The sequence below is a fragment of the Saccharopolyspora sp. NPDC049426 genome (genome assembly GCF_040676935.1).
In the GTDB taxonomy this organism is placed as follows: Bacteria; Actinomycetota; Actinomycetes; order Mycobacteriales; family Pseudonocardiaceae; genus Saccharopolyspora.
This window is the reverse complement of the sequence record NZ_JBFAPZ010000002.1, coordinates 183,906-209,821: the sequence shown is the minus strand read 5'-3', so window position 1 is coordinate 209,821 and position 25,916 is coordinate 183,906. Positions and strand designations below refer to the sequence as shown.

At 70.8% G+C, this 25,916-nt stretch carries 21 protein-coding genes; 7 read left to right on the top strand and 14 right to left on the bottom strand.

Annotated features, from left to right (window positions below):
• Positions 1-61 precede the first annotated feature (61 nt).
• The 3 genes from AB0J78_RS04095 to AB0J78_RS04085 all read right to left on the bottom strand — a co-directional run bounded on the left by AB0J78_RS04095 (position 62) and on the right by AB0J78_RS04085 (position 5,260).
• On the bottom strand, positions 62-1,741 hold the full coding sequence (locus AB0J78_RS04095) for a TIGR03767 family metallophosphoesterase (protein ID WP_363786745.1): 1,680 nt from the start codon (positions 1,739-1,741) through the stop codon (positions 62-64).
• Positions 1,742-1,978: 237 nt separating this feature from the next.
• Positions 1,979-2,896 (bottom strand): acetamidase/formamidase family protein, encoded by a 918-nt coding sequence (locus AB0J78_RS04090; RefSeq protein ID WP_363786743.1) that lies wholly within the window; start codon positions 2,894-2,896, stop codon positions 1,979-1,981.
• Between the two features lie 72 nt (positions 2,897-2,968).
• Entirely contained in the window at positions 2,969-5,260 is a 2,292-nt protein-coding gene (locus tag AB0J78_RS04085) for a pyruvate dehydrogenase (RefSeq protein WP_363786741.1), read from the bottom strand.
• A gap of 129 nt (positions 5,261-5,389) precedes the next feature.
• On the opposite strand from AB0J78_RS04085, the gene AB0J78_RS04080 reads away from it, so the two are divergent.
• Positions 5,390-5,872 (top strand): Lrp/AsnC family transcriptional regulator, encoded by a 483-nt coding sequence (locus AB0J78_RS04080; protein WP_363786739.1) that lies wholly within the window; start codon positions 5,390-5,392, stop codon positions 5,870-5,872.
• On the opposite strand, the gene AB0J78_RS04075 is transcribed toward AB0J78_RS04080, so the two are convergent.
• Positions 5,837-6,862, bottom strand: coding sequence for a DNA polymerase IV (locus tag AB0J78_RS04075; RefSeq protein WP_363786737.1), 1,026 nt, complete (start codon positions 6,860-6,862; stop codon positions 5,837-5,839). The two genes, AB0J78_RS04080 and AB0J78_RS04075, sit on opposite strands and share 36 nt — an antisense overlap.
• 48 nt (positions 6,863-6,910) lie before the next feature.
• On the opposite strand from AB0J78_RS04075, the gene AB0J78_RS04070 reads away from it, so the two are divergent.
• On the top strand, positions 6,911-7,387 hold the full coding sequence (locus AB0J78_RS04070; protein ID WP_363786735.1) for an NUDIX domain-containing protein: 477 nt from the start codon (positions 6,911-6,913) through the stop codon (positions 7,385-7,387).
• Positions 7,388-7,619: 232 nt separating this feature from the next.
• On the opposite strand, the gene AB0J78_RS04065 is transcribed toward AB0J78_RS04070, so the two are convergent.
• The 3 genes from AB0J78_RS04065 to AB0J78_RS04055 form a co-directional block, all read right to left on the bottom strand.
• Positions 7,620-8,951 (bottom strand): MFS transporter, encoded by a 1,332-nt coding sequence (locus AB0J78_RS04065; RefSeq protein WP_363786733.1) that lies wholly within the window; start codon positions 8,949-8,951, stop codon positions 7,620-7,622.
• 93 nt (positions 8,952-9,044) lie between these two features.
• Complete coding sequence (locus AB0J78_RS04060) at positions 9,045-9,863, bottom strand: alpha/beta hydrolase (RefSeq protein ID WP_363786731.1); 819 nt, start codon at positions 9,861-9,863, stop codon at positions 9,045-9,047.
• 121 nt (positions 9,864-9,984) lie between these two features.
• A complete protein-coding gene (locus AB0J78_RS04055; protein WP_363786729.1) occupies positions 9,985-12,345 on the bottom strand; it encodes a xanthine dehydrogenase family protein molybdopterin-binding subunit in 2,361 nt (786 codons plus the stop codon).
• 216 nt (positions 12,346-12,561) lie between these two features.
• Here AB0J78_RS04055 and AB0J78_RS04050 point away from each other — a divergent pair, with 216 nt between their 5' ends.
• The 4 genes from AB0J78_RS04050 to AB0J78_RS04035 all read left to right on the top strand — a co-directional run bounded on the left by AB0J78_RS04050 (position 12,562) and on the right by AB0J78_RS04035 (position 16,665).
• The gene (locus AB0J78_RS04050; RefSeq protein ID WP_363786727.1) at positions 12,562-13,965 is read left to right on the top strand and encodes an Nramp family divalent metal transporter; all 1,404 of its coding nucleotides are present in this window, start codon (positions 12,562-12,564) and stop codon (positions 13,963-13,965) included.
• A gap of 34 nt (positions 13,966-13,999) precedes the next feature.
• Complete coding sequence (locus AB0J78_RS04045) at positions 14,000-14,491, top strand: GNAT family N-acetyltransferase (RefSeq protein ID WP_363786725.1); 492 nt, start codon at positions 14,000-14,002, stop codon at positions 14,489-14,491.
• Entirely contained in the window at positions 14,492-15,655 is a 1,164-nt protein-coding gene (locus tag AB0J78_RS04040; protein WP_363786723.1) for an aminotransferase class I/II-fold pyridoxal phosphate-dependent enzyme, read from the top strand.
• Between the two features lie 143 nt (positions 15,656-15,798).
• Positions 15,799-16,665 (top strand): SGNH/GDSL hydrolase family protein, encoded by an 867-nt coding sequence (locus AB0J78_RS04035; protein ID WP_363786721.1) that lies wholly within the window; start codon positions 15,799-15,801, stop codon positions 16,663-16,665.
• Here AB0J78_RS04035 and AB0J78_RS04030 read toward each other — a convergent pair.
• From AB0J78_RS04030 to AB0J78_RS04005, 6 genes are all read right to left on the bottom strand, one after another.
• A complete protein-coding gene (locus AB0J78_RS04030; protein WP_363787536.1) occupies positions 16,631-16,828 on the bottom strand; it encodes an alpha-L-rhamnosidase C-terminal domain-containing protein in 198 nt (65 codons plus the stop codon). The genes AB0J78_RS04035 and AB0J78_RS04030 overlap by 35 nt on opposite strands.
• Before the next feature lie 37 nt (positions 16,829-16,865).
• Positions 16,866-17,219, bottom strand: coding sequence for a hypothetical protein (locus AB0J78_RS04025; RefSeq protein WP_363786719.1), 354 nt, complete (start codon positions 17,217-17,219; stop codon positions 16,866-16,868).
• 403 nt (positions 17,220-17,622) lie between these two features.
• Complete coding sequence (locus tag AB0J78_RS04020; protein WP_363786717.1) at positions 17,623-19,134, bottom strand: long-chain fatty acid--CoA ligase; 1,512 nt, start codon at positions 19,132-19,134, stop codon at positions 17,623-17,625.
• 140 nt (positions 19,135-19,274) lie between these two features.
• The gene (gene hrpB, locus AB0J78_RS04015) at positions 19,275-21,692 is read right to left on the bottom strand and encodes an ATP-dependent helicase HrpB (RefSeq protein ID WP_363786715.1); all 2,418 of its coding nucleotides are present in this window, start codon (positions 21,690-21,692) and stop codon (positions 19,275-19,277) included.
• Positions 21,693-21,705: 13 nt separating this feature from the next.
• Positions 21,706-23,325, bottom strand: coding sequence for an amidohydrolase (locus AB0J78_RS04010; RefSeq protein ID WP_363786713.1), 1,620 nt, complete (start codon positions 23,323-23,325; stop codon positions 21,706-21,708).
• A gap of 224 nt (positions 23,326-23,549) precedes the next feature.
• Positions 23,550-24,101, bottom strand: coding sequence for an FxsA family protein (locus AB0J78_RS04005; RefSeq protein WP_363786711.1), 552 nt, complete (start codon positions 24,099-24,101; stop codon positions 23,550-23,552).
• 298 nt (positions 24,102-24,399) lie between these two features.
• On the opposite strand from AB0J78_RS04005, the gene AB0J78_RS04000 reads away from it, so the two are divergent.
• Entirely contained in the window at positions 24,400-25,470 is a 1,071-nt protein-coding gene (locus tag AB0J78_RS04000) for a GDSL-type esterase/lipase family protein (protein WP_363786709.1), read from the top strand.
• A gap of 4 nt (positions 25,471-25,474) precedes the next feature.
• Here AB0J78_RS04000 and AB0J78_RS03995 read toward each other — a convergent pair whose 3' ends face one another.
• A complete protein-coding gene (locus tag AB0J78_RS03995) occupies positions 25,475-25,915 on the bottom strand; it encodes an Lrp/AsnC family transcriptional regulator (protein WP_093418192.1) in 441 nt (146 codons plus the stop codon).
• Position 25,916: the final 1 nt, after the last annotated feature.

Genomic DNA, 25,916 nt, shown 5'->3' with positions numbered 1-25,916 from the left:
CATGGCCTCCTTGGTCGTCCCCTCCCAGGGTCGTCGACCGGGGCCCGGCGCGCCTCCCGGATCAGATCGGCAGGCGGCCCGGCACGAGCAGTTCGGTGTTGCGGTCGGTGTGGGCGCCGAGCTGGCTCAGGTCGGTGTGCGGGTCGTTGAACGACAGCTCCCGGTACAGCGCGGCGAGCCCGGCGGGAGAGCGGTCGTCGTAGTCGGCCTGGTACGGGCTGTCGGCCTCGATCAAGGTCGTGAACAGCGACAACGTGCCGTCGCGGTTGTCGGCGATCTCGATGGTCCTGGCCAGCTGCGGGAAGTCGACGTGCGACGCGGTGTTGATCTCCCAGAAGCCGCGTTCGGGCTCGTCGGCGGCGTGCGGGGTGATGGTGTTGCGGTGGGTGTGGCCGTTGACCCAGGCCAGCACGTTGGGGAACCGCTGGAGCAGCCGGACCACGCGGTCCCCGCCCACGCGGGCCTCGCCGGGCGAGCGGAAGTCGGGCCACAGGGCGGTCATCGTGTCCGAGGTGTGGTGGCTGAACAGCACGAACAGCTCGTCGGTGCCGTGCCGGGACTGCTTGCGGCCGAGCTCGTCGTAGTGGGTGGAGCTGCCCCGGGTCAGCACGTCCTGCAGCCACCGGTACTGGGTCAGCCCGAGCGAGCCCTCGGCCAGACCGGCGGTGTTGGTGCTGTCCATGGCGATTCCGGTGATGCCCGGGGCGATGCGGAAGGTGTAGTACGGCTTGGGGTCCGCGGCGTCGAACCCGTGGCCGATCGGGCCCGGCCCGGTGTTGGCCTCGTCGAGGTGGGCGGTGATGAACTGCTCGGTGGTGAAGGGGTGCCGCCGCTCGTCGGGCGTCACGGTCTGCACGACGGTGTTGCCGCCGAGCACCATCTGGCCCGATGCCTCGCGCGTGCCGTGCAGCATCTGGGCGACGGCGGCCGCCTCCCGCTCATCCCGCCCGATGATCTTGCGGTCGCCGGTGTACCAGTCGTTGACGCGCGGGATGACCTGGTCGGCGAGGGTTCCCATGACGCTGTTGTCGTGGTTGCCGAACACCGCGTACCAGGGGATGTCCAGACCGGGACTGGCGAAGGGCCGGAGCGCGTCGGTGAGCAGCCCGGGAAGCACGGGGAACCCGGCTTCGCGGAAGCGGTCCTCGACGCCGCCCTCGGGGTGCCAGTACAGCGGGTCGCCCGAGTCCTGGACCCCTTCGTAGTGGGCGGCGCCGGTGTTCTGCGCGATCCGCCCTCCGTTGAGGACGGCGAAGTACCAGTCGAGCTCCGCGAACTCGTGGTTGTCGGTGCTGTCACCGGTGGTGATCATGAAGGCCATCGGCGCCCCGGTGACCGGGCCGGTGCGCAGCTCGTTGACCCGCTGCACCAGGTGCGCGGCGGCCAGCGCGCCCAGCGTCTCCTGTGGCCGGAAAGCCCCACCGGCCAGCGGGTGCAGGTACTCGAAGCGAGCCGGGCTCTGCGCGTCGGTGACGTGCATGTCGGTGAACTGGGTGAACGCGGTGATCGGAACCCGCCGGTCGATCCGGCCCGGGTCGGCCACGGCGAGTTCGGTGCGCACGACCTGCGGCCAGCCCGGTCCGGCGATCAGCCGCCGGTAGCCCTCGCCGGCAGCGGGTTGCGCGGCCACCTCCAAGGTCGTTCGAGCTGGTCGGGCGCTCGCGGAAGCGGAGCCGATGCCCAGTGCCATGCCCGTGATGCCCGCGGCCAGCATGAAGCCGCGTCTGTTCAAGTCCGCCATACCCAGTCCTCTGATCGCGCCGGAACTGATCAGAAAATCTTTCATGTTTAGCGGATGTGGAACACCTCAGTTCAGGTGAAAGCCCGGGAAACACCACTCGAACGGCCCAACCGAGATCGCAGAAACGAGCCGACGCAGCCGCGAGCCGTCAACGGGTTTCCGACACGTCTTCGGCGACCACGCCGCGCGGACGTGTCGGAGTCGTGCCGCACCGCCGGGCGAACGGAGCCCGGCCTCCTACCCCAAGACGCCGGTCGGCAGCACGGCGTGGACGCCCCAGGTCTGGTTGGCGATCTGGGTGATGCGCATGTCGACCGTCGCGCTCGCCAGCGCCAGCGCCGCGCCCCGGTCGAGGGCCTGCTCGATCTGCAGCCAGTCGACCATCGCGCTCAACGCGGTGGCGGTGGCCTCGTTGAGGTCGGCGTCGAAACCGAACGTGACCAGACCGGAGGGGGTTTCGGCGTGGATGCCGGGAACCGGGCGGTCCACGACCAGATCGAGCCGCACCCGGGTCGTCATGCCGCACTCGATGGCCGTGCCCCCGACCTCGCCGTCGCCCTGCCGGGCGTGGCCGTCGCCGAGCAGCAGCATCGCGTCCGGAACCGTGACCGGCAGGTACAGGGTCGAGCCGGCGACGAGCTCGCGGCAGTCGATGTTGCCACCGCCTTCGGGGCGCGGCGGGATGGTCGAGTGCTCACCGGGCTCCTCCGGCGGCATGCCGACCACGCCGAGGAACGGCGCGAGCCGCACGGTGTGCCCGTGCTGGTCGGTGCCGGTCCGGCCGTCGAGCTCCCACAGCAACCAGGTCCGCTCGGCGTCGTCCACGCGCAGCCGGCGCATCAGCCAGTCGTCCTTGCCCGCGGTCGCCGTCCACCCCCACTCGACCGGGGTGAGCTCCTCGAAGTGCACGGCCAGCACCATCCCGGGCTTGGCGCCGCGCACGGCGATCGGGCCGGTCAGGCAATGCCCCCGCCGCTCGGCGAACATGACGGGCTGCTGCTCCCCCGGCACCTCGTGGCGCCGCAGGAACCCGCTGGAATCCAGCGACTCCACCGTCACGACGTCCCCGGCCTCCACGGTGAGCACCGGCGCGGTGTCCCGGCTGAACACGTCGACGACGCTGCCCGCCTCGGCCCGAACCTCGAAAGAACCCACCACGACCTCCGCCCCTGGAACTCCCATCACCCAACCAGGACGGACGCTCCTGGCCAAGTGAGGGAACCCACGTCAGCGATGCGTCACGTCGAGGGCGGCCCGGATGATGGTGCTGGTGTCGAGACCGTGGTGGCGGTAGACGTCTTCGAGAGATCCGGACTGGCCGAAGCCGGTCACGCCCAAGTGGACTGCCTGAATCCGGTTGACACCGGCCAGGAACGCCAGCGCGTGCGGGTGTCCATCCAGGACGGTGACCATCGGACGCGCCCGATCCGCCGGGAAGACCTGGTCCAGCACGCCCCGGTCCGCATCGCCCCGATGAGCCCGGAACAGCAGGTCCGCGCTGGTCACGCACACGACGTCGGCGCCGACCCCCTGGTCGGCCAGCCGGTCGGCCGCGGCCAACGTCTCGGTCATCAGCGCACCCATGCCCACCAGCGTCACCTGCGGGTCGGGGTCGCGCCGCAGCGCGTAGGCGCCTCCGACGACCTGCCTGCGGCGGCGTTCGCGGGCCGCCGGATCGGAGGGCACCGACGCCAGCGACTGATCCACCGGACGCGTCGACAACCGCAGGTAGGACGAGGACCCACCGGTCTTGCCGAGCTGCGACATGGCCTCCAGCAGGCACCACTCGGCGTCGACGGCGAACGCGGGTTCGTAGCTCGTCACGCCGGGCTGCTCCAACCCGATCGAGGGCGTGCCGACCGACTGGTGCGCCCCGCCCTCGGGCGCCAGGCTCACCCCGGACGGCGTCCCGACCAGGATCGACTGCCCGCCGCCGTACACGCCGAACGACCACGGCTCCAGCGCGCGCCCCAGGAAGCAGTCGTAGACCACGCCGATCGGCAGCAGCGGCTGACCCCACCGGCTCCAGGTCGAGCCGAGCTCGCCGAGCAGGCTGACTAGGTTGGTCTCGGCGATGCCCAGTTCGATGTGCTGGCCAGCGGGCCGTTCCCGCCAGTGCAGGATGGTCTCGGCGTCGTCGGCGAACCAGTCGACGCGCTCGGACGGGGACCACACGCCGACCTTGTTCAGCCAGCCCCCGAGGTTGGTGGTCGAGCTGACGTCGGGTGCCAGCGTCACGATCCGCTCGGCCGCCTCCGGCGACTCGCGGGTCAGGTCCAGCAGCGTGCGCCCCAGCGCCGCCTGCGTCGTGGTCGTCCCGCTCGGCGTGCGCCCGATGTCGGTGGGCAGCTTCGGCGGCTTGACGCGGGCGCGTTCGCGGCGGCTCAACCGGGAAGCCGTTTCCGCGCAGCGCTTCCCGGCCGGGCTGTCGTCGGCGAAGCGGTGCCACGGGTCGTCGAGGTCGGCGCCGACCTGACCGGCCAGCTGCCGCATCTGCTCCTCGCCGAGCAGCGAACCGTGGTTCTGCGGGTGCCCCTCGGTCGCCAGGCCGTAGCCCTTGATGGTGTAGGCGAAGATGACCGTGGGCCGGGTGTCGTCGATGGACTTGAACGCCGAGTCCAGCGCGTCCAGGTCGTGCCCGCCCAGGTTGCGGATGGCCACCGCCAGCGTCTCGTCGTCCACATCGGACAGCAGTCGCTCGATCGCGTCGTCGCCGGAGGGAATTCGCTCCCGCAGCTGCTGCGGGGTGCAGCGCAGCAGGCGCTGGTACTCGGGGTTGCTCATGCCGTCGATGCGTTCGCGCAGCGCCGCGCCGCCGGGACGGGTGAACAGCTCCTCCAGCACCTGGCCGTACTTGAGGGTGATGACCTGCCAGCCCGCCGCGGTGAACATGCCCTGCAGCCGGTTCGCGGCGATGTTGGGCACGACGCGGTCCAGCGACTGCCGGTTGAGGTCGACGATCCAGACCACCTCGCCCAGGTCGGCGACGGTCGGGTCGAGGATCGCCTCCCAGCAGGCGCCCTCGTCGAGCTCGGCGTCGCCGAGCAGCGAGTACTGGCGTCCGGTGCCCGCCCCTCCGCCGTGGGTGTCGACGTAGCGGCGGGCCACCGCGCCCCAGATCGGCGCGGTGGCACCGATGCCGACCGAGCCGGTGGAGTAGTCGGCCGGGTCGGGGTCCTTGGTGCGGCTCGGGTAGCTCTGCACCCCGCCGTACTCGCGCAGCGTGGTCAGGTGCTCCTCGTCGAGCGAGCCGAGCAGGTAGTTGATCGCGTGCAGCACCGGCGAGGCGTGCGGTTTGACCGACACGCGGTCGGCGGCGGTGAGGTGTTCGAAGTACAGCGCGGTCATGATCGAGACCATCGAGGCGCAGGACGCCTGGTGCCCGCCGACCTTGAGCCCGGAGCTGTTCGGTCGCACCCTGTTGGCGTGGTCGATCATCGCGGTCGCCAGCCACAGCACCCGCTGCTCGACCTCACGCAGATCCGCCGTCTCGGCGCGCACCGGTACCAGGCTCGTCATCACGCCTCCTCGCGTTGCCACATTGCACTGAGAAGAACACCAAGACAAGAATCACTGCACAAGACCCGGTCGGCGAATCGAGCAATCTGCTCACCGAGCCGGGCCGGAACGACCGACGAGGTGAACAGATTGCCCACCGCCGAGCCGCTCGACGACATCGACATCCGGCTGCTGCTGGCCCTGCGCGAGGAACCGCGGGCGACCGTGGTCGCGCTGGCCGAGCGAGTCGGGCTGTCCCGCAACACGGTTCAGGCGAGGCTGGCGAAGCTGGAACCGAAACTCGGTTCGTTCGAACGCCGCATCGACCCGGCGACCCTGGGCTACCCGCTGACCGCGTTCATCACCGTCCAGGTCACCCAGCAGCACCTCGACCGGCTGGCCGGTGCGCTGGCCGAGATCCCGGAGGTGGTGGAGGTTTTCGGGCTCACCGGCGACTCGGACCTGCTGGTGCGCGTGGTCGCCACCGACGCCGACCAGCTGTACCGCATCGCGGGGCGCGTCCTCGACACCCCGGGCGTGGAGCGCACCAGCTTCTCGCTGGCCATGCGCACCCTCGTCGACTTTCGCCTGACCCCGCTACTCGCGGACAAGCTCCGCCCGGACGCCCAGTAGCCGGACCGGGCGGTCCAGCGGGAAGCGGTCCAGCGCCTGCTGGGCCGCGACGTCGATGGGCTCGAAGGCCCTGGTGGGTTCGGCGAGCGTGACGCCGTGGGTGTGGGTGGCGAAGCGGGAGTCGCGGACCTTGACCACCACCCGGCGGGCCAGCGTGTCGTCGGCGGCCAGGTCCTCGGAGACCTGGCGGGACAGGCGGGTGATCTCGGCGCGCATCGGCTCGACCTCGCGCAGGTCGCGCTGGAAGGTGACCTCGCGACCGTGCGAGCGGGCGCGGAACGGCTCGTCGCTGACCGGCGTGGAGTCGTAGCCGTGCGCGAGCGCCACCAGCCATGGCCCGATGTTGGGGCCGAACTCGCCCGCCAGGTCCGCCATCGGCGTGCGGGCCAGCTCGGACACGGTGGCGATGCCCCGGGCGGCGAGCTTCTTGGCGGTCTTGGCGCCCACCCCTTGCAGCGCGTCGGTGGGCTTGTCGGCCATCACCTCGACCCAGTTGGTCACGTCCAGCCGGAACACCCCGGCGGGTTTTCCCATGCCGGAGGCCAGTTTCGCGCGCAGCTTGTTGTCACCGATGCCGATCGAGCAGTTCAGCGCGGTGCGCTCGCGGACGTAGCGCTGGACGTAGCGGGCGGTGGCGACGGCGTCCTCGGTGTCGACGAGCATGAACGCCTCGTCCCACCCGATGACCTCCAGGACTCCGCCCAGCTCGCCGAGCGCGGTCATCACGTCGGCGGAGGCGGCCAGGTAGGTCTCGCGGTCGGCGGGCAGGAACACCGCCTCCGGGCATCGCGCCGCCGCCGTGCGCAGCGGCGTTCCCGACTTCACGCCCTGGGCGCGGGCCTCGTAGGAGGCGCCCGCGACCACGCCGCGTTCGGTCGGGTCACCCGAGCCCCCGACCAGCACCGGCTTGCCGACCAGGTCGGGATGCCGCAGCAGCTCCACGGCGACGATGAACTGGTCGAGATCGATGTGCAGCACCACCCGTTCCACGCCGGTCAGCATCGTCGGAAACGCCCGCTCGCGCCAGGTCCCGCGCCGATGCGCGAGACTGTCGCGGTGAGCAAGCGAAGCGCCGGAATCCTGCTGTACCGCCCCGACGGCCCGAAGCTGCTGATCGTCCACCCCGGCGGTCCGTTCTTCAAGAACAAGGACGAGGGCGCCTGGAGCCTGCCCAAGGGCGAGTACGAACCCGGCGAGGACCCGAAGGCCGCGGCCCTGCGCGAGTTCACCGAGGAGACCGGCATGGCCCTGCCGGACCACGACCTGGTCGCCCTGGGCGAGGTGAAGCTGCGCAGCGGCAAGGTCATCCAGGCGTGGGCCGCCGAGGGCGACTTCGACGTGGAAGCCTTGCGCAGCAACACCTTCGACCTCGAATGGCCACCCCGCTCCGGCCGCCGCCAAACCTTCCCGGAGGTCGACCGAGCCCTCTGGTGCGACGCCGACACGGCCCGCACCAAGCTCAACCCCGCCCAAACCCCCTTCGTCGACCGCCTCCTCGCCCACCTCACCCCGTAACCCCGAGCCCTCGGCGACCCCACTGGCCCCGCCCCGAAACCCGGATTACTCCGGTAATCAGGCCCCCGATTACGGCGGTATTCCGCGTCCCGATTACGGCGGTAATCCGCGTCCCGATTACGGCGGTATTCGGCGTCCCGATTACGGCGGTAATCCGCGTCCGGTCTTCGGGTCGGGTCTCAAGCACGAGGCCCCGCCCGGAAGATCCGGACGGGGCCTCACGAGCCGAGGCTCACGCTTCCAGCGACTTGTCCCGCGTCTCGCGGCTGGCCAGCAGGGCGAGCAGGGTGACCGCGCCGGCCACCGCCAGGTAGACGCCGACCCAGCCCAGTCCGTAGGAACCGGCCAGCCAGGTGGCGATGTAGGGCGCGACCGAGGCGCCCAGCAGGCTGGCCAGGTTGTAGGACACCGAGGCGCCGGTGTAGCGCACCGCGGTCGGGAACAGCTCGGGCAGCAGCGCGCCCATCGGGCCGAAGGTCATGCCCATCAGACCGAGGCCGACCACCAGGAACAGCACCGTGGCCGTGGTCGAGTGGGTGCCGAACCACGGGCCCATGAGCAGGCCGAACACGATGATCGCGATGGTGGTGATCACCAGCGTGGGACGCCGGCCGTAGCGGTCGGCCAGCAGCCCGGCCACCGGCACCGTCAGGCCGAAGAACACCACGCCGACCAGCAGCATCACCAGGAACGTCGAGCGCTCGTAGCCCAGGCCGGAGGCGGAGGTGCCGTAGGACAGCGAGAAGACGGTCATCAGGTAGAACAGCACGTAGGTCGCCAGCATGATGAGCGTGCCCAGCACCAGCGCCTTGAGGTCGGTGCGGAAGACCTGCACGAACGGCACCTTGGCCCGCTCGTTGTTCTCCAGCACCTTCGCGAACGCCGGGGTCTCGTTCAGGCTCAGCCGCACCCACAGGCCGACGATCACCAGCACCGCCGACACCAGGAACGGGATCCGCCAGCCCCACGAGGCGAACGCGGCGTCGGACATGACGCCGGAGAGGATCAGGAACAGGCCGTTGGCGAAGAAGAACCCGATCGGCGCGCCCAGCTGCGGGAACGTCCCGAACAGCGCCCGCTTGCGCGGCGGCGCGTTCTCGGTGGCCAGCAACGCCGCGCCACCCCACTCGCCGCCCAGGCCCAGGCCCTGCCCGAACCGGCACAGCGCCAGCAGCAGCGGCGCCACGATGCCGATCTGCGCATAACCGGGCAGCAGACCGATCAGGACCGTCGAGATGCCCATGGTCAGCAGCGACGCCACCAGCGTCGCCTTGCGGCCGATGCGGTCGCCGAAGTGGCCGAACAGCGCCGAGCCCACCGGCCGGGCGACGAAGGCGATGCCGAAGGTCGCCAGCGAGTTCAGCGTGGCCGCCGTCTCGTCACCCGCGGGGAAGAACAGCTTCGGGAAGATCAGCACCGCGGCCGTGGCGTAGACGTAGAAGTCGTAGAACTCGATCGAGGTGCCTACGAGGCTGGCGAGCACGACCTGTCGGGTCGAATTGCGTGGGGTTTTGGACCCCGGGTCCCCAGAACCCCGCACCTGCGGGGTGTGGCCGACAGCCATTGCGCCGAACCTCCTGATTAACACGAACGGACGAACGACACCCTAAACCTTCGGCGACCACGTCCCGAGACGGGGTTCCCGCATGCTGGACGTTCAGGAGGCGAGGAACTCCATGATCAGCGCGGTCACCCGCGCCGGGTTGTCCTCCTGCACGAGGTGTCCGGCCTGTGGGATCCACTCCAGCCGGGCGTGCGGGATGCGCCGCGCCAGCTCACCGGCCCGATCCGCCGGGAGCCAGGAGTCCTGCTCGCCCCAGCCGATGAGCACCGGGCACTCCAGGTCGCCGTAGCGGTCCTCGACCTCGCGGGTGTAGCGCTCATCGGCCTGGGCGATCTGCCGGTAGAAGGCGGGCTGCCCGTCCTCGCCGAGCCACGGCGCCACCATCCGGTCCACCACGTCGGGCCTCAGCTCGCGGTGCGCGGCGGTGGCCAGGTAACCGCGCACCAACGACTCGTGCAGGTGCGGCGGCAGCGCGGCGAAGACCTCGGCGTTGGCGTTGACCAGGCGGAAGAACTCCGAGCCCCAGGGCCGGACGCTCACCGCGTCCAGCAGCGCCAGCCGCCGGTACCTCACCCCGTCCAGCAGGGCGCTGCGCAGCGACACCGCGCCGCCGAAGTCGTGGGCGATCACCGAAGGCTCGTTGAGCCCGCAGTGCCGCAGCCACCCGGTGAACACCTCCTGCTGAGCGGCCAGCGACACGTCCTGCCCCTCGAACTTCGCCGAGCTCCCGTAGCCGGGCATGTCCCACAGGTACACCCGGTACCGAGCGCTCAGCGCGTTGGCCACGTCCCGCCACACGAAGGAGGAGAAGGGAGTTCCGTGCATGAGCACGACGGTCTCCCCCTCCCCGAAGCTGTCCCACCGCACCTTCCCGTGCGGCGACTCGTACACCTCGGCGAGTTCCCAGCTCATCAAGACCTCCGCAGTCATCGCACTGCACGCCCAGGGCTATTCGAATTTCGCGCGAAATTCGAGTCCGAACTTCGCCGTTCGAATTTCGCGCGAAATTCGAATCCGGGCCTCGACCCACGCCTCAGACGACCGCTTCCTCTTCGTCAGGTGTGTCGTCCCCGCGGACCGGCAGGGTCCCGAAGGCCGCCGGCGGCTCCTGCCAGTACGTCGCCGCGGCGCCCTCTCGGATGGCCTGCCACACGCGTTCGGGCGTGGTCGGCATGTCGATGTGGCGCACGCCCAGGTGCTTGACGGCGTCCACCACCGCGTTCTGCACCGCAGGGGTGGAGCCGACCGTCGCCGACTCACCGATCCCCTTGGCGCCCAGCGGGTTCAGCGGTGTCGGCGTCTCGGTGTTGGACACCTCGAAGGACGGCAGGTCCGCCGCCGAGGGGATCGCGTAATCGGCCAGGGTCGCGGTCTCCGGGTTGCCGTCGGCGTCGAAGGTGACCTCCTCCCACAGCGCCTGGGCGATGCCCTGCGCGGCGCCGCCGTGCTGCTGGCCGCGCACCAGCATCGGATTGAGGACCCGGCCGCAGTCGTCGACGGCGATGTGCCGCAGCGGCGTGACCTGCCCGGTCTCCACGTCGACCTCGACGACCGAGACGTGCCCGCCGAACGGGAACGTCGCCCCGCCCGGGGCGAAGTCGACGTTGGCCGCCAGCCGCTCGCCCTCCTGCGCTGCGGCCTCGACCAGCTCGGCCCAGGCCACGGTCGCGCTCGGCACGCCGACCACGCCCAGGCCACCGCCATCGGTCACCTCGATGTCGTCCACGTCGGCCTCCAGCTTCGAGGCCGCGATCTCCTTGGCCCGCCGCAGCACCTCCGTGCCCGCCTCGCGCACGGCGCTCCCGCCGATCTGCAGCGAGCGGGAGCCGCCGGTGCCACCGCCGCGCGGCACCTCGGCCGTGTCGGACTGCACGAACTCGATCTCGTCCATCGGGATGCCGAGCGTGTCGTTGACGATCATCGCGAACGCCGTCGCGTGCCCCTGTCCGTGCGCGGAGGTGCCGACACGGATGCGGGCACCGTCGGCGTGCACCTCGACCTCGGCGTACTCACCGGCACCGCCACCGGTGATCTCGACGTAGGCGCTGACGCCGATGCCCAGCAGCCTGTGCTCCCCGGCCTCGATGCGGCGGGCCTGCTCGGCGCGCAGCTCCTCGTAACCGGCCAGCCGCAACGCCTCGTCGAACGGCACCGCGTACTCGCCGCTGTCGTAGGTGGCCCCGGTCAGCGTCTTGTAGGGGAAGCTCTCCGGCACCAGGAAGTTCTTGCGCCGCAACGCGACCGGGTCCACGCCCAGTTCCGCGGCGGCGAGGTCCATCATCCGCTCCACCATCGCCGCCGCCTCGGGCCTCCCGGCGCCGCGGAAGGCCCCGACGGGCGTGGTGTTGGTCAACGAGGCGATGCCGTCGTAGCTGATCTTCGGGATGTCGTAGACGGCCTGCGCCATGGTCCGCGTCGGGCCCAGCGCCAGCGATCCGCCGAAACCGGCGTAGGCGCCGCAGTCCCCGACGACCCGGCAGCGCATCCCGACGATCGAGCCGTCGCGGCGCAGTCCCAGCTCCGCGTACTGCACCTGGCCGCGTCCGTGCGGCATGCCCTGCATGTTCTCCGAACGGCCCTCGACCCAGCGGACCGGGCGACCCAGCTTCAGGGCGAGCCCGACGGCCACCACGTGCTCGGAGATCGCCCCGGCCTTGCCGCCGAAACCGCCGCCGACGTGCGGCGAGATCACCCGCACGCGGTCGGCGTCGAACCCGAACGCCTTGGCCAGACCACCGCGCACGCCGTGCGGCATCTGGGTCGAGACGTGCACGGTGATGTCGTGGTCCGCGTCGGGCCCGCCCGGTTCCACCGCCACGGCGTTGCCCTCCAGCGGGACGACGGCGACGCGCTGGTTCTCGATGCGGGCGCGCACCACCACGTCCGCGCCGTCGAGCACCGAGTCCCCCGCTCCGTCGCGGTATCCGGCGGCGATGTTCGATCCGAGGTCGGGGAACTGCCGCTCGGCGTCGTCGTCCAACGCGCGTTCCAGGTCGGCGACCACCGGCAGTTCGCGGTAGTCGACGTCGACGAGCTCGATCGCGTCGGCGACGGCCGCGGCCGACTCGCCCACGATGACCACGACCGGTTCTCCGACGAAGCGCACCCGGTCGGTGGCCAGCGGCGGCCGAACGACCTTCGGGTTCACCTCCACGAACGGCGCCGGCACCGGGAGGTCCAGGTCGGCAGCGGTGTAGGCACCGACGATGCCCGGCGCCTCGGCGGCGGCGGACGTGTCGATCTCGGCGATCTCGGCGTGCGCGACGTGGGAGCGCACGAAACCGATGTGCAGCAGCCCTTCCACCCCGAGGTTGCCGATGTAGGTGCCCCGGCCGCGCAGCAGATCCGGATCTTCGACGCGCTGAACCTCGGTCCCCAGCAATGAACCCACCATGCGAAAAACCCTATCCCTCCGGACGAACACCGGCAGCGGTCGAAAACCGCGGCGCCGACAGGTGATCAACCGAGCAAGCGGAAGGAAAATTCCCGACTCGCAACATCGATTGACCAGCCTTGTTCGCGTGGGTAGCTTTTCACAACCTCACAAAAACTTTCACACACGTGAAAACTTCCGCCTCTTGCATCACCTCTAGGCACAAGGGAGTGCCCGATGGGAACCAAGGTCGCGAGCGCCAACGCCGACCCCTACCTCCTCACCGCAGACGGCATCAAGGAGCCGCCCACCGGATGGGCCGGTAGCCTGCGCTATCTCGGCCCCGGACTGATCGTCAGCGCCTCGATCGTCGGATCAGGCGAACTCATCGCCACCACCGCCCTCGGCGCGAAGGTGGGATTCGTCCTGCTGTGGATGGTGATCCTGTCCACCGCCGTGAAGGTCGCCGTGCAGGCCGAACTCGCCCGCTGGACCATCCTCACCGGCAAACCGGCGCTGACCGGTTTCAACGAAGTACCGCCCAAGATCGGCCGGATCGGCTGGATCAACGTGCTGTGGATCCTCATGGCGCTGTCGAAGTTCCTGCAGATCGGGGGCATCGTCGGCGGCACCGCCTCGGCCCTGAGCATGCTGATCCCGGTCGGCGGCGAACCGCTGAGCGCCACCTCGCTGGGCGTGTGGACGGTCATCGTCGTGGCCGGCAGCATCGCGCTGCTGTACTCCAACAGCTACAACCTGATCGAACGCGGCGCGTTCGCGCTGGTCGTGGTGTTCTCGATCGCCACCGTGGTCATCGCGCTGGGACTGCCGTTCACGCCGTTCAGCTACGGCGGCGACGACGTGCTCAGCGGCCTGACCTTCACCATCCCGGCAGGCGCCATCGGAGCCGCGGTGGCGATGTTCGGCATCACCGGCGTCGGCGCCGACGAGATCACCTTCTACACCTACTGGTGCGTGGAGAAGGGCTACGCCCGCTGGGTCGGCCCGAACGACGGCAGCCCGGAGTGGAAGGCGCGCGCGCAGGGCTGGATCCGCGTGATGTACAAGGACGTCTTCGTCTCCTGGATCATCTACACGGTCGGCACGCTGGCGTTCTTCATCATGGGCGCGGCAGTGCTCAACCCGCAGGGCCTGGTGCTCGAGGGCAACGAGATGATCACCACCCTGTCGCAGATGTACACCGACGTGATCGGCGAGTGGGCGGCCATCGGCTTCCTGATCGGCGCGATCGCGGTGCTCGGTTCCACCCTGTGGGCGTCGATCCCCAGCTGGTCGCGGATGTACACCAACGTGCTGGCCACGCTCGGCGTGCTCGACTGGAACAACCCGGTGGCCCGCGAGAAGTGGGTCCGCGGGTTCATCGTGGTGCTGCCGATCCTGTGGGGCGCGACGTACCTGTCGATCTCCTCCCCGGTGGTGATGGTGCAGATCGGCGGCGTGGCCACCGGCATCTTCCTGCCCGCGGTGGTGATCGCGACCTTGTACCTGCGCAAGACCCAGGTCGACCCGGAACTGCACGGCGGGCGCTGGTTCAACCTCGTCCTGCTGGTCAGCAGCATCGCCATCACGCTGCTGGGCATCTACAGCCTGCTCAACGTCTTCGGCGTCGAGTTCGGCTGACGAATTCGCTGGACACGGCGGTGACAATGATCGGGTGTCCACGGATGTGAAGGTCGTTCGCGTGGCGGTGGACGAACCGTTCGTCCGAGCTCTGCTGCGCGAGTACACCGACGAGATGGCCAGCCGCTACTACGACCGCCCGGCCACCGAGGCCGAAGTGGACGAGGCGATCGCCGAGGACCCCAACGACGGGTTGCACCCGCCGACCGGGGTCTTCCTGGTCGCCCGCGAGGGACCGGACGTCCTCGGGTGCGCGGGGATCCGCGAGCTGACGCCCGGCGTCGCCGAGCTCAAGCGGATGTACGTCCGGCCGGGGCTCCGGGCACGAGGGCTGGGTGGCGTGCTGCTCGACGCGGTCGAGGAGCACGCCACCGCTCTCGGTTACCACGCGATCCGGCTGGACACCCGCTCCGATCTGGTCGAAGCCCGTCGGCTGTACGCCAAGCGCGGTTACGTCGAAATCCCGGCTTACAACGACGCCCCCTACGCCTCACACTGGTTCGAGAAGCACCTGTGGAGAGGATGAGTGTTGGGCAACGCTTTCGACGCCGTGACCATCGATGACCTGCGCGCGCGGGGTGGTCTCAAATGGACGCTGCACGGCGACGCGATCGGGGCGTTCGTCGCGGAGATGGACTTCGGCACGGCACCGGCCGTGCTGGACGCCCTGCACTCCGGCGTCGATTCGCTCAACTTCGGCTACCAGCCGCCCCGCCTGGCCGCCGAGATGTCCCGGGCCTGCGCCGAGTACCAGGCCGCGCACCACGACTGGCGGCCGTCCCCCGACCGCGTGCACGCGATCCCCGACGTGATCCGCGCGCTGAGGCTCACCATCGAGCACTTCAGCACCCCCGGCAGCAAGGTCATCCTGCCCACGCCGGCCTACATGCCGTTCCTGAAGGTCCCCGGCGGGATGGACCGCGAGCTGATCACCGTTCCGATGGCCCGGGACGGGGACGGGTTCGTGTTCGACCTCGACGCGCTGGACGCCGCGTTCGAGGCGGGAGGGAACCTGCTGATCCTGTGCAATCCGTACAACCCGCTGGGCAGGGTGTTCACCCAGGACGAGCTGACGGCGGTCTGCGAGGTCGTGGACCGCAACGGCGGCCGGGTGTTCTCCGACGAGATCCACGCCCCGCTGGTCTACCGGGGACATCGGCACGTCCCGTACGCGTCCCTGTCGGACACCGCCGCCGACCACACGATCACCGCGACCTCGGCGTCCAAGGCGTGGAACCTGCCGGGCCTGAAGTGCGCGCAGCTGATCGTCTCCAACGACGCCGACGCGGCAGTGCTGGACGCGTTGGGCGCGCACGTCACCGACGGGGCCTCCAACCTCGGGCTCATCGCCAACACCGCCGCCTACGACTCGGGGCAGCCGTGGCTCGACGAGGTGCTGGACTACCTCGACGGCAACCGACGGGCCATCACCTCCCTGCTGGCCGAACACCTGCCGGAGGTTGGCTACCTGCACCCCGAGGGCACCTACCTGGCGTGGCTGGACTTCCGCGCGCTCGAACTCGGCGACCACCCCGGTGAGTTCTTCCGCGAGAACGCGGGCGTCGTGCTCACCGACGGCCCCGCGTGCGGTGAGGAGGGACGCGGTCACGCGCGCCTCAACTTCGCCACCCCGCGCCCGATCCTCGAACGCATCGTCCTGAACCTCGCCGAAGCCGTGCGGAACCGCTGACCACGGGGCACCGGGTGGCTCTGGTCTGAACCGACCGGACGAATCGGACATCGGCCCGGCGCCACCGGAGTTTTCGCCGAAGGGTCGTTCCGGCTTCACCCTCGCCTTACCCCGCGAGGAACCGCCGGGCTCACGATGATCAGGTGCACAACGCGATGACCACCGGGCTCCCCGGCTCGCGACGAGTACGCAGCCTCGCGGTCCTCGGCGACTCCGTCGCCGCGGGCATGGGAGACCCGGTTCCGGGCGGCCGGTGGCGGGGTTTCGCGCCGCTGCTCGCCGACGCGGTCGAGGCCACCCGCTTCACCAACCTGGCCACCAGCGGTGCCCGCGTCGCCGAGGTCTGGCACACCCAGCTGCCCGACGCGCTGCGCGCGGCACCCGACGCGGCGATCGTGATGATCGGCATGAACGACACGATGCGCTCGGATTTCAACGCCCAGCTGCTGTGGCAGCAGCTCAACCACGTGATGTGCTCGCTGGTCGCAGCGGGCGCGGCGGTGGTGACCATCCGGTACCACGATCACGCCAGGGTGTTCCGGCTGCCGGGGCCGCTGCGGCGGTTGCTGAACCGGCGCATCGACGCCCTCAACCGCATCCTCACCTCGGTGGCCGAAGCCCACGGAGCGGCGATCGTGGACCTGGACCGGTTGCCCGGCGCCTACCACCCCACCGCGTGGAGCGTGGACCGGCTGCACCCCTCCGAACTGGGGCACCGGATGCTGGCGGCGGCCTTCGCGGCGGGCCTGGCCGAGCAGGGCGTGCCCGTGCCCGCGGAGGTGTCGCTGACCTGCTCGGGCGGTGTGCCGGTGACGCGCCTGGACCACGTCCGGTGGCTGCTGATCAAGGGAGTGCCGTGGGTGGCGAGCAGGACCCGGGACCTGACCCGGTATTCCCTGGTCTCGCTGCTGCGGGCGATCTTCCGCAGGTCCCCGCGAACCGACGTCGCGGGCGTGCCCGCCCACATCTGCCCGCCTACCGACCCGCCTCGGGCGTGGCCGGCCGGGTGAGCCCGTGACGCCCGGCCGTCAGCCGGGCGGGCGGCTGTCCCGGCAGCCGCAGCGTGGCGACGCTGCCCTCCGGAACCTCCACCTCGAACTCCCAGCTGTCATCACGCCGCCGCCAGGCCACCCCGGCGTGCCCTGCGGGGTGACGTGGCGGACGTCGGCCCAGGTGACGCGTTCGTCCTGCACCGGGGCGATGTCGAAGGTCAGCCTGGGCTGGTGGAGCGCAACCCGCCGACGCGCTGCTGGATCCAGGCAGAGGCCGCGCCGAGGAAGTGGTGGTTGTGCGAGCGAGCGGTGTCGTCCCACGCCTCCATCAGGGTTTCCATTCCCAGCCGGTGCCAGATCCCCCAGTCGGGGCGGTCGGGCCGGGTCGCCACGGTCACCGCGAGGTCGGCGCGGCCCACGTCGGCCAGCACCCCGAGCAGGTGCTTGGCGGCCACGGCCCCGCAGTCGAGGTGCCCGTGGGTGCGCCCCTCGATGTCGTCGACGAGACCGGCGCCCACGGCTCCGGCGACGTAGGCCGGAACGGCGCCGAAGGCGAGCGGCAGCACGTTCATCGACTGCCGGAACCCGGCCTCGGGTGAGCGGTCCGATCAGCGCGCACGGATCGCTGAACCGATCCTTCGAATCTCATGCTAACGATCTACGGCCCGCTCCGGTTCGGAATATCAGGTGACTGTCCACGTCCGGCGACCCGGCCCCGAAACACCCTGGCGACCTGTGGATTCGTCCATCGTGGCCACTCAATGGTGCTGCATTTCAAGTGGTTTCGCGGAGTGACGATCGAACTCGCCCGATCGTGCGTCGATTTTCGGTCGCTTTTTCGTTCGACCGCACGGCACAATGGGTACACCAGTTCGAAATGAACTTGTTCCTTGAGAACTTCACAGTGGGAAACCAACGCCCGGACCGCTCCGGGGTCGAGCGAGGACGACCGTCCCACCGCTCATCGCACACCGCTCAACGAGAGGAGCGCAGCCGTGTCTTCTTCACCTTCCCAGAACCCGTCTTCGGCAATCCGTCCACGACGCGGAGTTCGCGCGGGATCTTGTACTTCGCCAGCCGCGTGGCCAGGAACTCCCGCAGTTCGTCCAACGTCGGCTCACCACCCGATTCGCACACCACGTACGCGCACCCGACCTCGCCCCACGTGGGGTCGGGCACTCCGATCACCGCCACCTCGATCACCGAGGGATGGGCGAAGATCGCGTTCTCCACCTCGGCGGGATACACGTTCTCGCCACCGGAGATGAACATGTCCTTGACCCTGTCCACGACGTAGAGGTGGCCTTCTTCGTCCAGCTTCGCCACGTCCCCGGAGCGGAACCACCCGTCATCGGTGCGCGATGCCGCGGTGGCCTCGGGCTTGCGCCAGTAACCCGGACTCACGTTGGGCCCCTTGATCAGCACCTCGCCCGGTTCACCGGGTGCCGTGTCGCTGCCGTCGTCGCGCACGACCCGGACGCTGGTGAACATGGTCGGCACGCCTGCCGACCCGACCTTGCGCGTGCTCTCGCTCGCCTCCAGAAAGGTTGCGCCCGGGGCTGTTTCGGTCATCCCGTAGCCCTGGCAGAACACCAGGCCGCGTTCCTGGAAGGTGCGGATGAGCGCATCCGGCACGGCCGCGCCACCGGTCATCACCGTCCGCACCGACGACAGGTCCGCCTCCGCCCACCGGGGAGACCCGGCCATCCCGGCGAACATGGTGGTCACGCCGAACAGCAGGGTGATCCGCCTCCGCTCGATCAGGTCGAAGGCCCGGTCCACGTCCCAACCCGGCGTGATCACCGCGCACCCGCCCTTGAGCAGCGTCGGCAGCAGGCACTGGTCCAGCGCGGCCACGTGGAACAGCGGAGCGCTGACCAGGGTTCGCTCCTCGCTGGTGATGTCCACGCACACCAGCAGGTTGTAGGCGTTCCACACCAGGTTGGCGTGGCTGAGCATGGCACCCTTGGGCTGCCCGGTGGTGCCGGAGGTGTAGAGGATCAGCGCGACCGCATCGCCGCTGACCGGCACGTCCGCGGGCGCGGTGTCGCCCTCGCTCAGCCACGTCTCGTAATCGAGCTCTCCGCGCTCGGGATCCTCCAGCGCGACGACCACGCCCGGCGGGTCGGCGATCGACCGCACGACCTCGCGCGATCCGGGGCCGTAGACCAGCACCTCGGCTCCGGAATCGTCGAGCATGTAGGCGATCTCGGGTGGTGCGAGCCGGAAGTTCAGGGGCACGAAGATCGCGCCGAGCTGGTGGGTCGCGAACATCGTCTCGACGAACGAGGGGTGGTTGGTGCCGAGGTAGGCGACCCGGCTCCCGGGACGCACCCCGGCGGCGCGCAACCGGTCCGCCACCCGGGCGACCCGGTCAGCCAGCTCCGCGTAGGTCAGGGACCGCTCGCCGAACACCACGGCGGTGCGGCCCGGTGTCATCCGGGCGCGACGGGTGATCCAGCTGCCGATGCCTTCGTGCTCGCTCACGTCGTCCCCTCCGCAGCGGTTCCGGCCTCGGGTCCCGCCCGAGCGTCACCCGGGGAGAACGGCCTGGCGGAGCCAACATAGGTCGGCGTTCGAGCCCGGTCAAAGCACGGTTTTCGCCCCTCGGAAGCTCCCGGACGAGCTCATCGGCGGCGGTTCGTGCCGCGCGTCGGTGTCGCGTCGGTCGGATCTTCGGGCCACGGGTGCTTCGGGTAGCGGCCGCGAAGCTCTGCCCGCACCTGCGGATAACCGTTCTGCCAGAACGACTCGAGGTCGCCGGTGACCGCGGCCGGGCGTCCAGCGGGCGACAGCAGGTGCAGCACCACCGGAACCGCCCCGTCGGCGATGCGCGGCGCCTGCCGCCAGCCGAAGACCTCCTGCAGCTTGACGGGCAGAGCGGGTTGCTCGGCGCTGTAGTCGACCCGGATGTGCGATCCGGTGGGCACTTCGATGCGGTCGGGAGCCAACTCGTCCAAGCGGCCGGCCTGCGACCACGGGATCAGCCGCCGCAGCGCCTCCGCTGCGGGAAGCCGCAGGTCCGCACGTCGGCGCGCCTGGGACAGCTCCGGCTCCAGCCACTGGTCGGCCACGGCGAGCAGGGATTCGTCGTCGGTGGCCGGCCAGGGCTCGCCGAGAGCCCCGTGCAGGAAGGCCAGGCGCTGCCGCAACCGGTGGGCGTCGTCGCTCCAGCGGAGGAGACCGAGGGATTCCGCTCGCAGCCCGTCGAGCAGCGCTTCGCGGACCCGCGCCGGATCGGGGTCGCGCAGCGGGCGGGTGGCCAACGCGATCGCGCCGAGCCGGTCCACGCGGACCGCGCGCACGTCCCCGTCCACCCATGCGATCTCGTCGTCGCTGGTGAGCAGTGCCGGCGCGGCGCGGCGGGCGAGTTCCTCGTCCGCGCTCGCGGCGAGCCGGATGACCCCGGCGGAACGCCCGGGCGAGCGGTCGGCGACGGCCACCGCGAGCCATTCCGATCCGCGCAGCCCGGAGCCCGCCGGTAGTTCGACGGCCGTGCCCGAGGCCATCAGGTAGGTGGCCGAGTCCTCCCCGCGACGCCGCGCCAACCGCTCCGGCTGGGCCAGCGCCACCACCAACGCCTCGTCCCCACCACGACGAGGTGTGCCGGGCACTTGGGACGCGAGCCTGCGGGCCTCCTCGCGCCACCGCTTCGCGCCGGGCCCACCGCCGCGCAGCGTCGACAGCGCGCCGGCCACGTCGGTCTCGCCGGTCAGGCTGTCGTTGTCGAGCAGCGCGACGACTTCCGCCGCGAGTTCGCCGCCCGCGCTGTCGGCGCCGTCGAGCAGCGCTCGGGCCAGCCGCGGGTGCAGGCCGAACCCGGCCATCTTCCGGCCCCGTTCGGTGACGGTTCCGGTCTCGTCGAGCGCCCCGAGCCCCCGCAGCACCTCACGACCGGCGGCCAGGGCCCCGCTCGGGGGCGTGTCCCACCACGCCAGCGCCGAGCCGTCGGGAGTGCCCCAGCAGGCCAGTTCCAGCGCCAGTCGGGTGAGCTCGGCGGTGCGGATCTCCGGTTCGGGATAGGCGGGAAGCGTCGAGTGCTCGTGCTCCGGCCAGCAGCGGTACACCAGGCCGGGGCCCTGCCTGCCGGCCCGACCCGCGCGCTGCTCGGCGACAGCGGCTGACACGCGCACGGTCGCCAGGCCGGACAAGCCGCGCCGGGTGTCCATCCGGGAGACCCGGGCGAGCCCGGAATCGACCACGGCGCGCACTCCCGGCACGGTCAGGCTGGATTCGGCCACCGCGGTGGCCAGCACGACTCGTCGCCGCTCTCCCCGCCGCAGTGCGCTGTCCTGCTGGGCGTGCGCCAACCGGCCGTGCAGCGGCATCAAGTCCACATCGGACAGGTCGGCGAGCTGGTCGGCGACGCGGCGGATCTCCCCGGCACCCGGCAGGAAAACGAGCACGTCACCGTCCTGTTCGGACAGAGCCGTGCGGGTCGCGCGGGACACCACCGACTCGGTCCGCTCCCCGCGCCGCGGCGGCAGGTACGTCACCTCAACCGGGTGCGTGCGGGCACGGGCGTGCAGCACCGGTGCACCGTCGAGCAGGTCGGCCACGCGCTCGGCGGCCACGGTCGCCGAGGTGGCCAGCACCTTCAGATCCGGACGCAGCCCTTCGCGGGCGTCCAGCAGCAGCGCGAGCAGCAGGTCCGCGTCCAGGTGGCGTTCGTGGCACTCGTCGAGCACCACCACGTCCACCCCGGACAGCTCCGGGTCGGCCTGCAGGCGACGCACAAGCAGTCCCGAGGTCACCACCTCGACGACCGTGTCCTTGCCGCGCCGCCTGTCACCGCGCACCGAGTAGCCGACGCGTCGGCCCACCTGCTCGCCCAGGAGTTCGGCCATCCTCCCGGCCGCGGCGCGAGTGGCGAGCCTGCGCGGTTCGGCGACGACGACCCGCAGCCCGGCCTCGGCCAGCGCCAACGGCACGAGCGTGGTCTTGCCGGTTCCGGGCGGTGCGACGAGAACGGCGGTGCCGTGCCCGGTCAGCGCGGAGGTGACCTCACCCAGGACCGGGCGGACCGGGAGATCGGGGAACTCCATCAACGCGCCGGTCTCAGACGAGTTCGTCGTCTTCGGGGTTGTGCTTGAAGATCGTCTTACCTCGCAGCACCGTGCGCAGGCAGCGCGGCATCGTCGCCTGCGGCGAGAGGTCCGGCAGCGGCGGCACACCGGAACGCGGATCGGTCGACCAGCGCTGGACGCGTGAATCGGTCCCTGCCACCACGAGCTCACCGGCGTCCCACACCGCGTAGGTGGCGGGCGCACCGGGCACCAGCGTGCCGGTCACGCCGTCGTCCACACCGGCGGCGCGCCAGCCGCCCCGCGTGTGGGCGGTGAACGCGGCGCGCGGCGAGATGCCGAAACCATCGGTGCGGTGGTTGACCGCGGCCTGCACCGAACGCCACGGGTCCACCGGGGTCACCGGTGCGTCCGAGCCCAGCGCCAGCAGCACGCCGTTGGCGGCCAGCTGGGAGAACGGGTTCAGCTGAGCGCCCCGGGGAAGCCCGAGCCTGCGGGCGTACATGTCGCCGGTGCCGCCCCAGGAGGCGTCGAAACCGGGCTGCACCGACGCGACGACGCCGAACGAACCGAGCTCGGCGGCCTGGCCCTCGTCGATCATCTCCAGGTGCTCCAGCCGGTGCCGCATGCTCGCCAGCGCGGGCACGCCGACGATCTCGGCGGCCTTGCGGAACCCGGCGCACACCTCGGCGACCCCGGCGTCACCGATGACGTGGAACCCGGCCTGCAGGCCGGCCCGCGTGCAGGTCACCAGGTGCTCGGCGACCGCATCGGCATCGAGGTAGAGCACACCGGCGGTGCTCGGGTCGTCGGTGTAGGCCTCGCGCAGCGCGGCGGTGCGAGAACCGACGGCGCCGTCGACGAACAGGTCACCGGCCAGGCCCCGAGCACCGAGGCCGCGAGCGCGTTCGACGGCACCGAGCTCGCCCCAGTACCCGACGACCTCCGGCACACCGCCCTGCTCGGACAGCGCCAGCAGTTCGACCAGATCGTCCGCCCCGGAGATGTCCGGTCCCGCGCATTCGTGGACGCAGGCGACACCTCGGGCGGCGGCCTGCTGCAGGAACGCCAACTGCGCTTCCTTGCGCTGCCCCGAACCGAGCGCGTCACGGGCGGCGCGACGCACGTGGTGGTGGGCGACGCGGGTCAGCGGCCCTTCGTCGCTCCAGCCCTCGGCACTGCGCGCCAGCGGCGCGAGGTTGACCAGCGCGTTGGACACCAACGCGGAATGCACGTCGATGCGGGAGAGGTACACCGGGGCACCACCGGAAGCGGTGTCGATCTCCTCGCGTGTCGGAGGTCGGCGCTCGGGCCACCAGGTCTCGTCCCACCCGTGGCCCCACACCAGCGCGCCCGGGTATTCGGCCACGTGGTCGCGCAACGCGTGCAGGAACTCGGTCAGCGAGGCACAACCGGTCAGGTCCAGCCCGCGCAGCAGCAGTCCGGTGGAGGTGGCGTGCACGTGGGCGTCGACGAAGGCGGGCGCGACGAACGCGCCTTCGAGGTCGATGACCTCGGCATCGGAGTGCAGCGCACGGCCGACCTCGTCGGCGCCGAGCCACGAGATGACGCCATCGGTGACGGCCATCGCGGTGGCGGCGGCGTCGGCGGGCGAGTGGATTCGGCCGCCGAGCAACAACGTGGTCTCGGGCATGTCCTTCGTGCTTTCCGCGTTCCGGGGGCTCAACTGCGCAGTTCGCTCTCGTCCGGGCGGCTCAAAGGCACCCGATCCCGTGATCGAACTCAGCCCCCGATCCGCCCCGGCAACGATCGTTCTGACGAGCTTACCCGCACTAAACACCCGGCCTTGAACCTGTCGCGCTTAGCGCGAACGCGAAGCTCAGGCTCACCGCGGCCGATCGGCGCTCGCACAGCGCGTCAGCGCTGCGGGGGCTCGTCGAGGCGTTCCGCGCGCGCCGACTGCGGCGGCAGGATGATCGGCGTGCCCGCGGCGGGCCCGGAAGACGCGGAACCGTCGTCCTCGTCGATGACCTCGCCGTCGATGAAGTCGCCCGGACGGCCACCGGAGCGGTTGAACCGCTGCTGGTGCAGCCACACCTGGTCCTGCATCTGCTTGGCCCGCTTCTCGGCCGCGCGCATCATGCGCTTGCGCACCAGCGCCCTGGTCGGCGGCAGGAGCAGCAGGAGACCCGCGACGTCGCTGAGGAATCCGGGCAGCACGATCAGCAGCCCACCGGCGGCGATGAGCATGCCGTCGGAGATCTCGCGGTCGGCGGGCCTGCGCATCCGGGCCGCCTCGCGGACCTCGCCCAGGGTGCGGCGCCCTTCCCTGCGCAGCAACCAGCTGCCCAGGACCGCGGCCAGCACCAGCAGGCCGATGGTGGGCAGCAGCCCGATCGCCTGACCCAACGCGACCAGCACGGCGAGTTCGGCGACTCCGGCGACGAGGAGCAGCACGAGGATGGGCACCCAGGACCTCCAGTGGTAAAGCCTTCTCCCCCGCCCAACGAACGGGGGGCTGAAAATTCTCCCATCCCGCATCGGAACATTTCGGGCGAACCTCGGATCCTGCGCGGTAGCTCCGATGGCGACCGTCGCAACACCGTGTAATGGGCCACAGGCTGCGGCTCCGGGGGCTCGCGAACCCCGTCGCCCTCCCTGTTCGAAGGCCGCCGCCGCGCATGACGTGCGACACGAGCGTGGGAACCGGCGCTCAACACGGCGGTGCTGATCAGCCGTCGTCGACAACTTCGTAGACTGCCTGGTGATGCGGGCGCACAAGTCGAAATCGCTCATCCTCCTGCTCGCGGGCTGCCTGGTGGCACTCGTGGTGTTGATCAGCGATCAGTACCTCCCGGGTCTGCCGATGCAGCCCAAGCAACTACCGGCCGCCGTGGTGACGGTCGGTGACTCAACGCTGTCCGGGGAGGGCGGCGGCAACTACGTCGCGGGCACCAACGGCGAGGACGACAACTGGTGCCACCGCTCCACCGCCGCTCCGGTGAACCAGCTGCGACTGCCACCGGACGTGACGCGGATCAACCTGGCCTGCTCGGGCGCCCGCACCGAATCGCTGCGGGCCGAGCCCGAGTACGTGGGCGTGGAGAAGTCGCAGACGGCGCACCTGGCGGAGTTGGCGCAGCGCTACCGCATCACCGACGTGGTGGTGCAGATCGGCGCGAACGACGATCCGGGCTTCTCCGAGGTCGTCAACCAGTGCGTGGAGGCGTGGGCGCGCCGTGCCCCGGAGGGGTGCTCGACTCGGCTGGACGACGGCCTGTGGGAGAAGCGCATCGACCTGATGCAGCCGAAGGCGCTGGCGGTGGTGGGCGACATCCGCGCGGCGATGGACCGCGCCGGCTACACGCCCGGCAGCTACCAGCTGATCCTGCAGTCCTACGCCTCGCCGGTCGCGCCGGAGGTGCGGCCGGAGCTGCAGGGCCTGTCCGGCTGCCCGTTCCAGACCAGCGACCTCGCGTGGATCCGGGACGTCGGTGTGCCGCAGCTCTCCGCCGGGCTGGCCGAGGTGGCTCGCGAGGCGAACGCCCGGTTCCTGGACCTCTCCCGCGCCGGCGCGGGCCACGAGGCGTGCACCGGTGATCCGAAGGCCGCGAACGGCGAGTGGTTCACCCGGCTCACGGTCGACTGGGAGGCGCTGAAGGACGAGCAGCGCGCACCGCACGCGATGCAGGAGTCCTTCCACGCCAACGCGACCGGTCACGCCCAGCTGGCCCGCTGCCTCGGCCAGTTCATGGCCACCACCGAGCCCGGCGCCACCTGCCTGCCGGACGAACGCGGAAACCTCAACGCCGTCCCGCTGTCCGACGCCCACCGCTGACGGCTCAGATCGCGGGCGGCCGGTTCTCAAACGGCGTCGACAGCACGACCGTGGTGCGCGTGGAGACCTTGGCGGCTTCGCGGATCTGGCGCAGCAGTTCCTCCAGCCCCAGCGGCGAGGCCACCCGGACCTGGAGGATGTAGGACTCGTCGCCGGCGACCGAGTAGCAGGACTCGATCTCCGGCAGGTGCTGCAGCCGCTGCGGGTAGTCGTCCGGCGCGGCCGGATCGATCGGCGTCAGCGAGATGAACGCGGTCAGCGGCAGACCGATCTGCTCACCGTCCACTTTGGCCGTGTAGCCCTGCAGCGCGCCGCGCTGCTCCAAGCGCCGGACGCGCTGGTGCACGGCCGAGACGCTCAGCCCGACGCGCTCGGCCAGTTCGGTGAAGCTGCACCTGCCGTCGCGCGCGAGCTCTCGCAGAATCGCCCGGTCGGTGGCTTCCAGA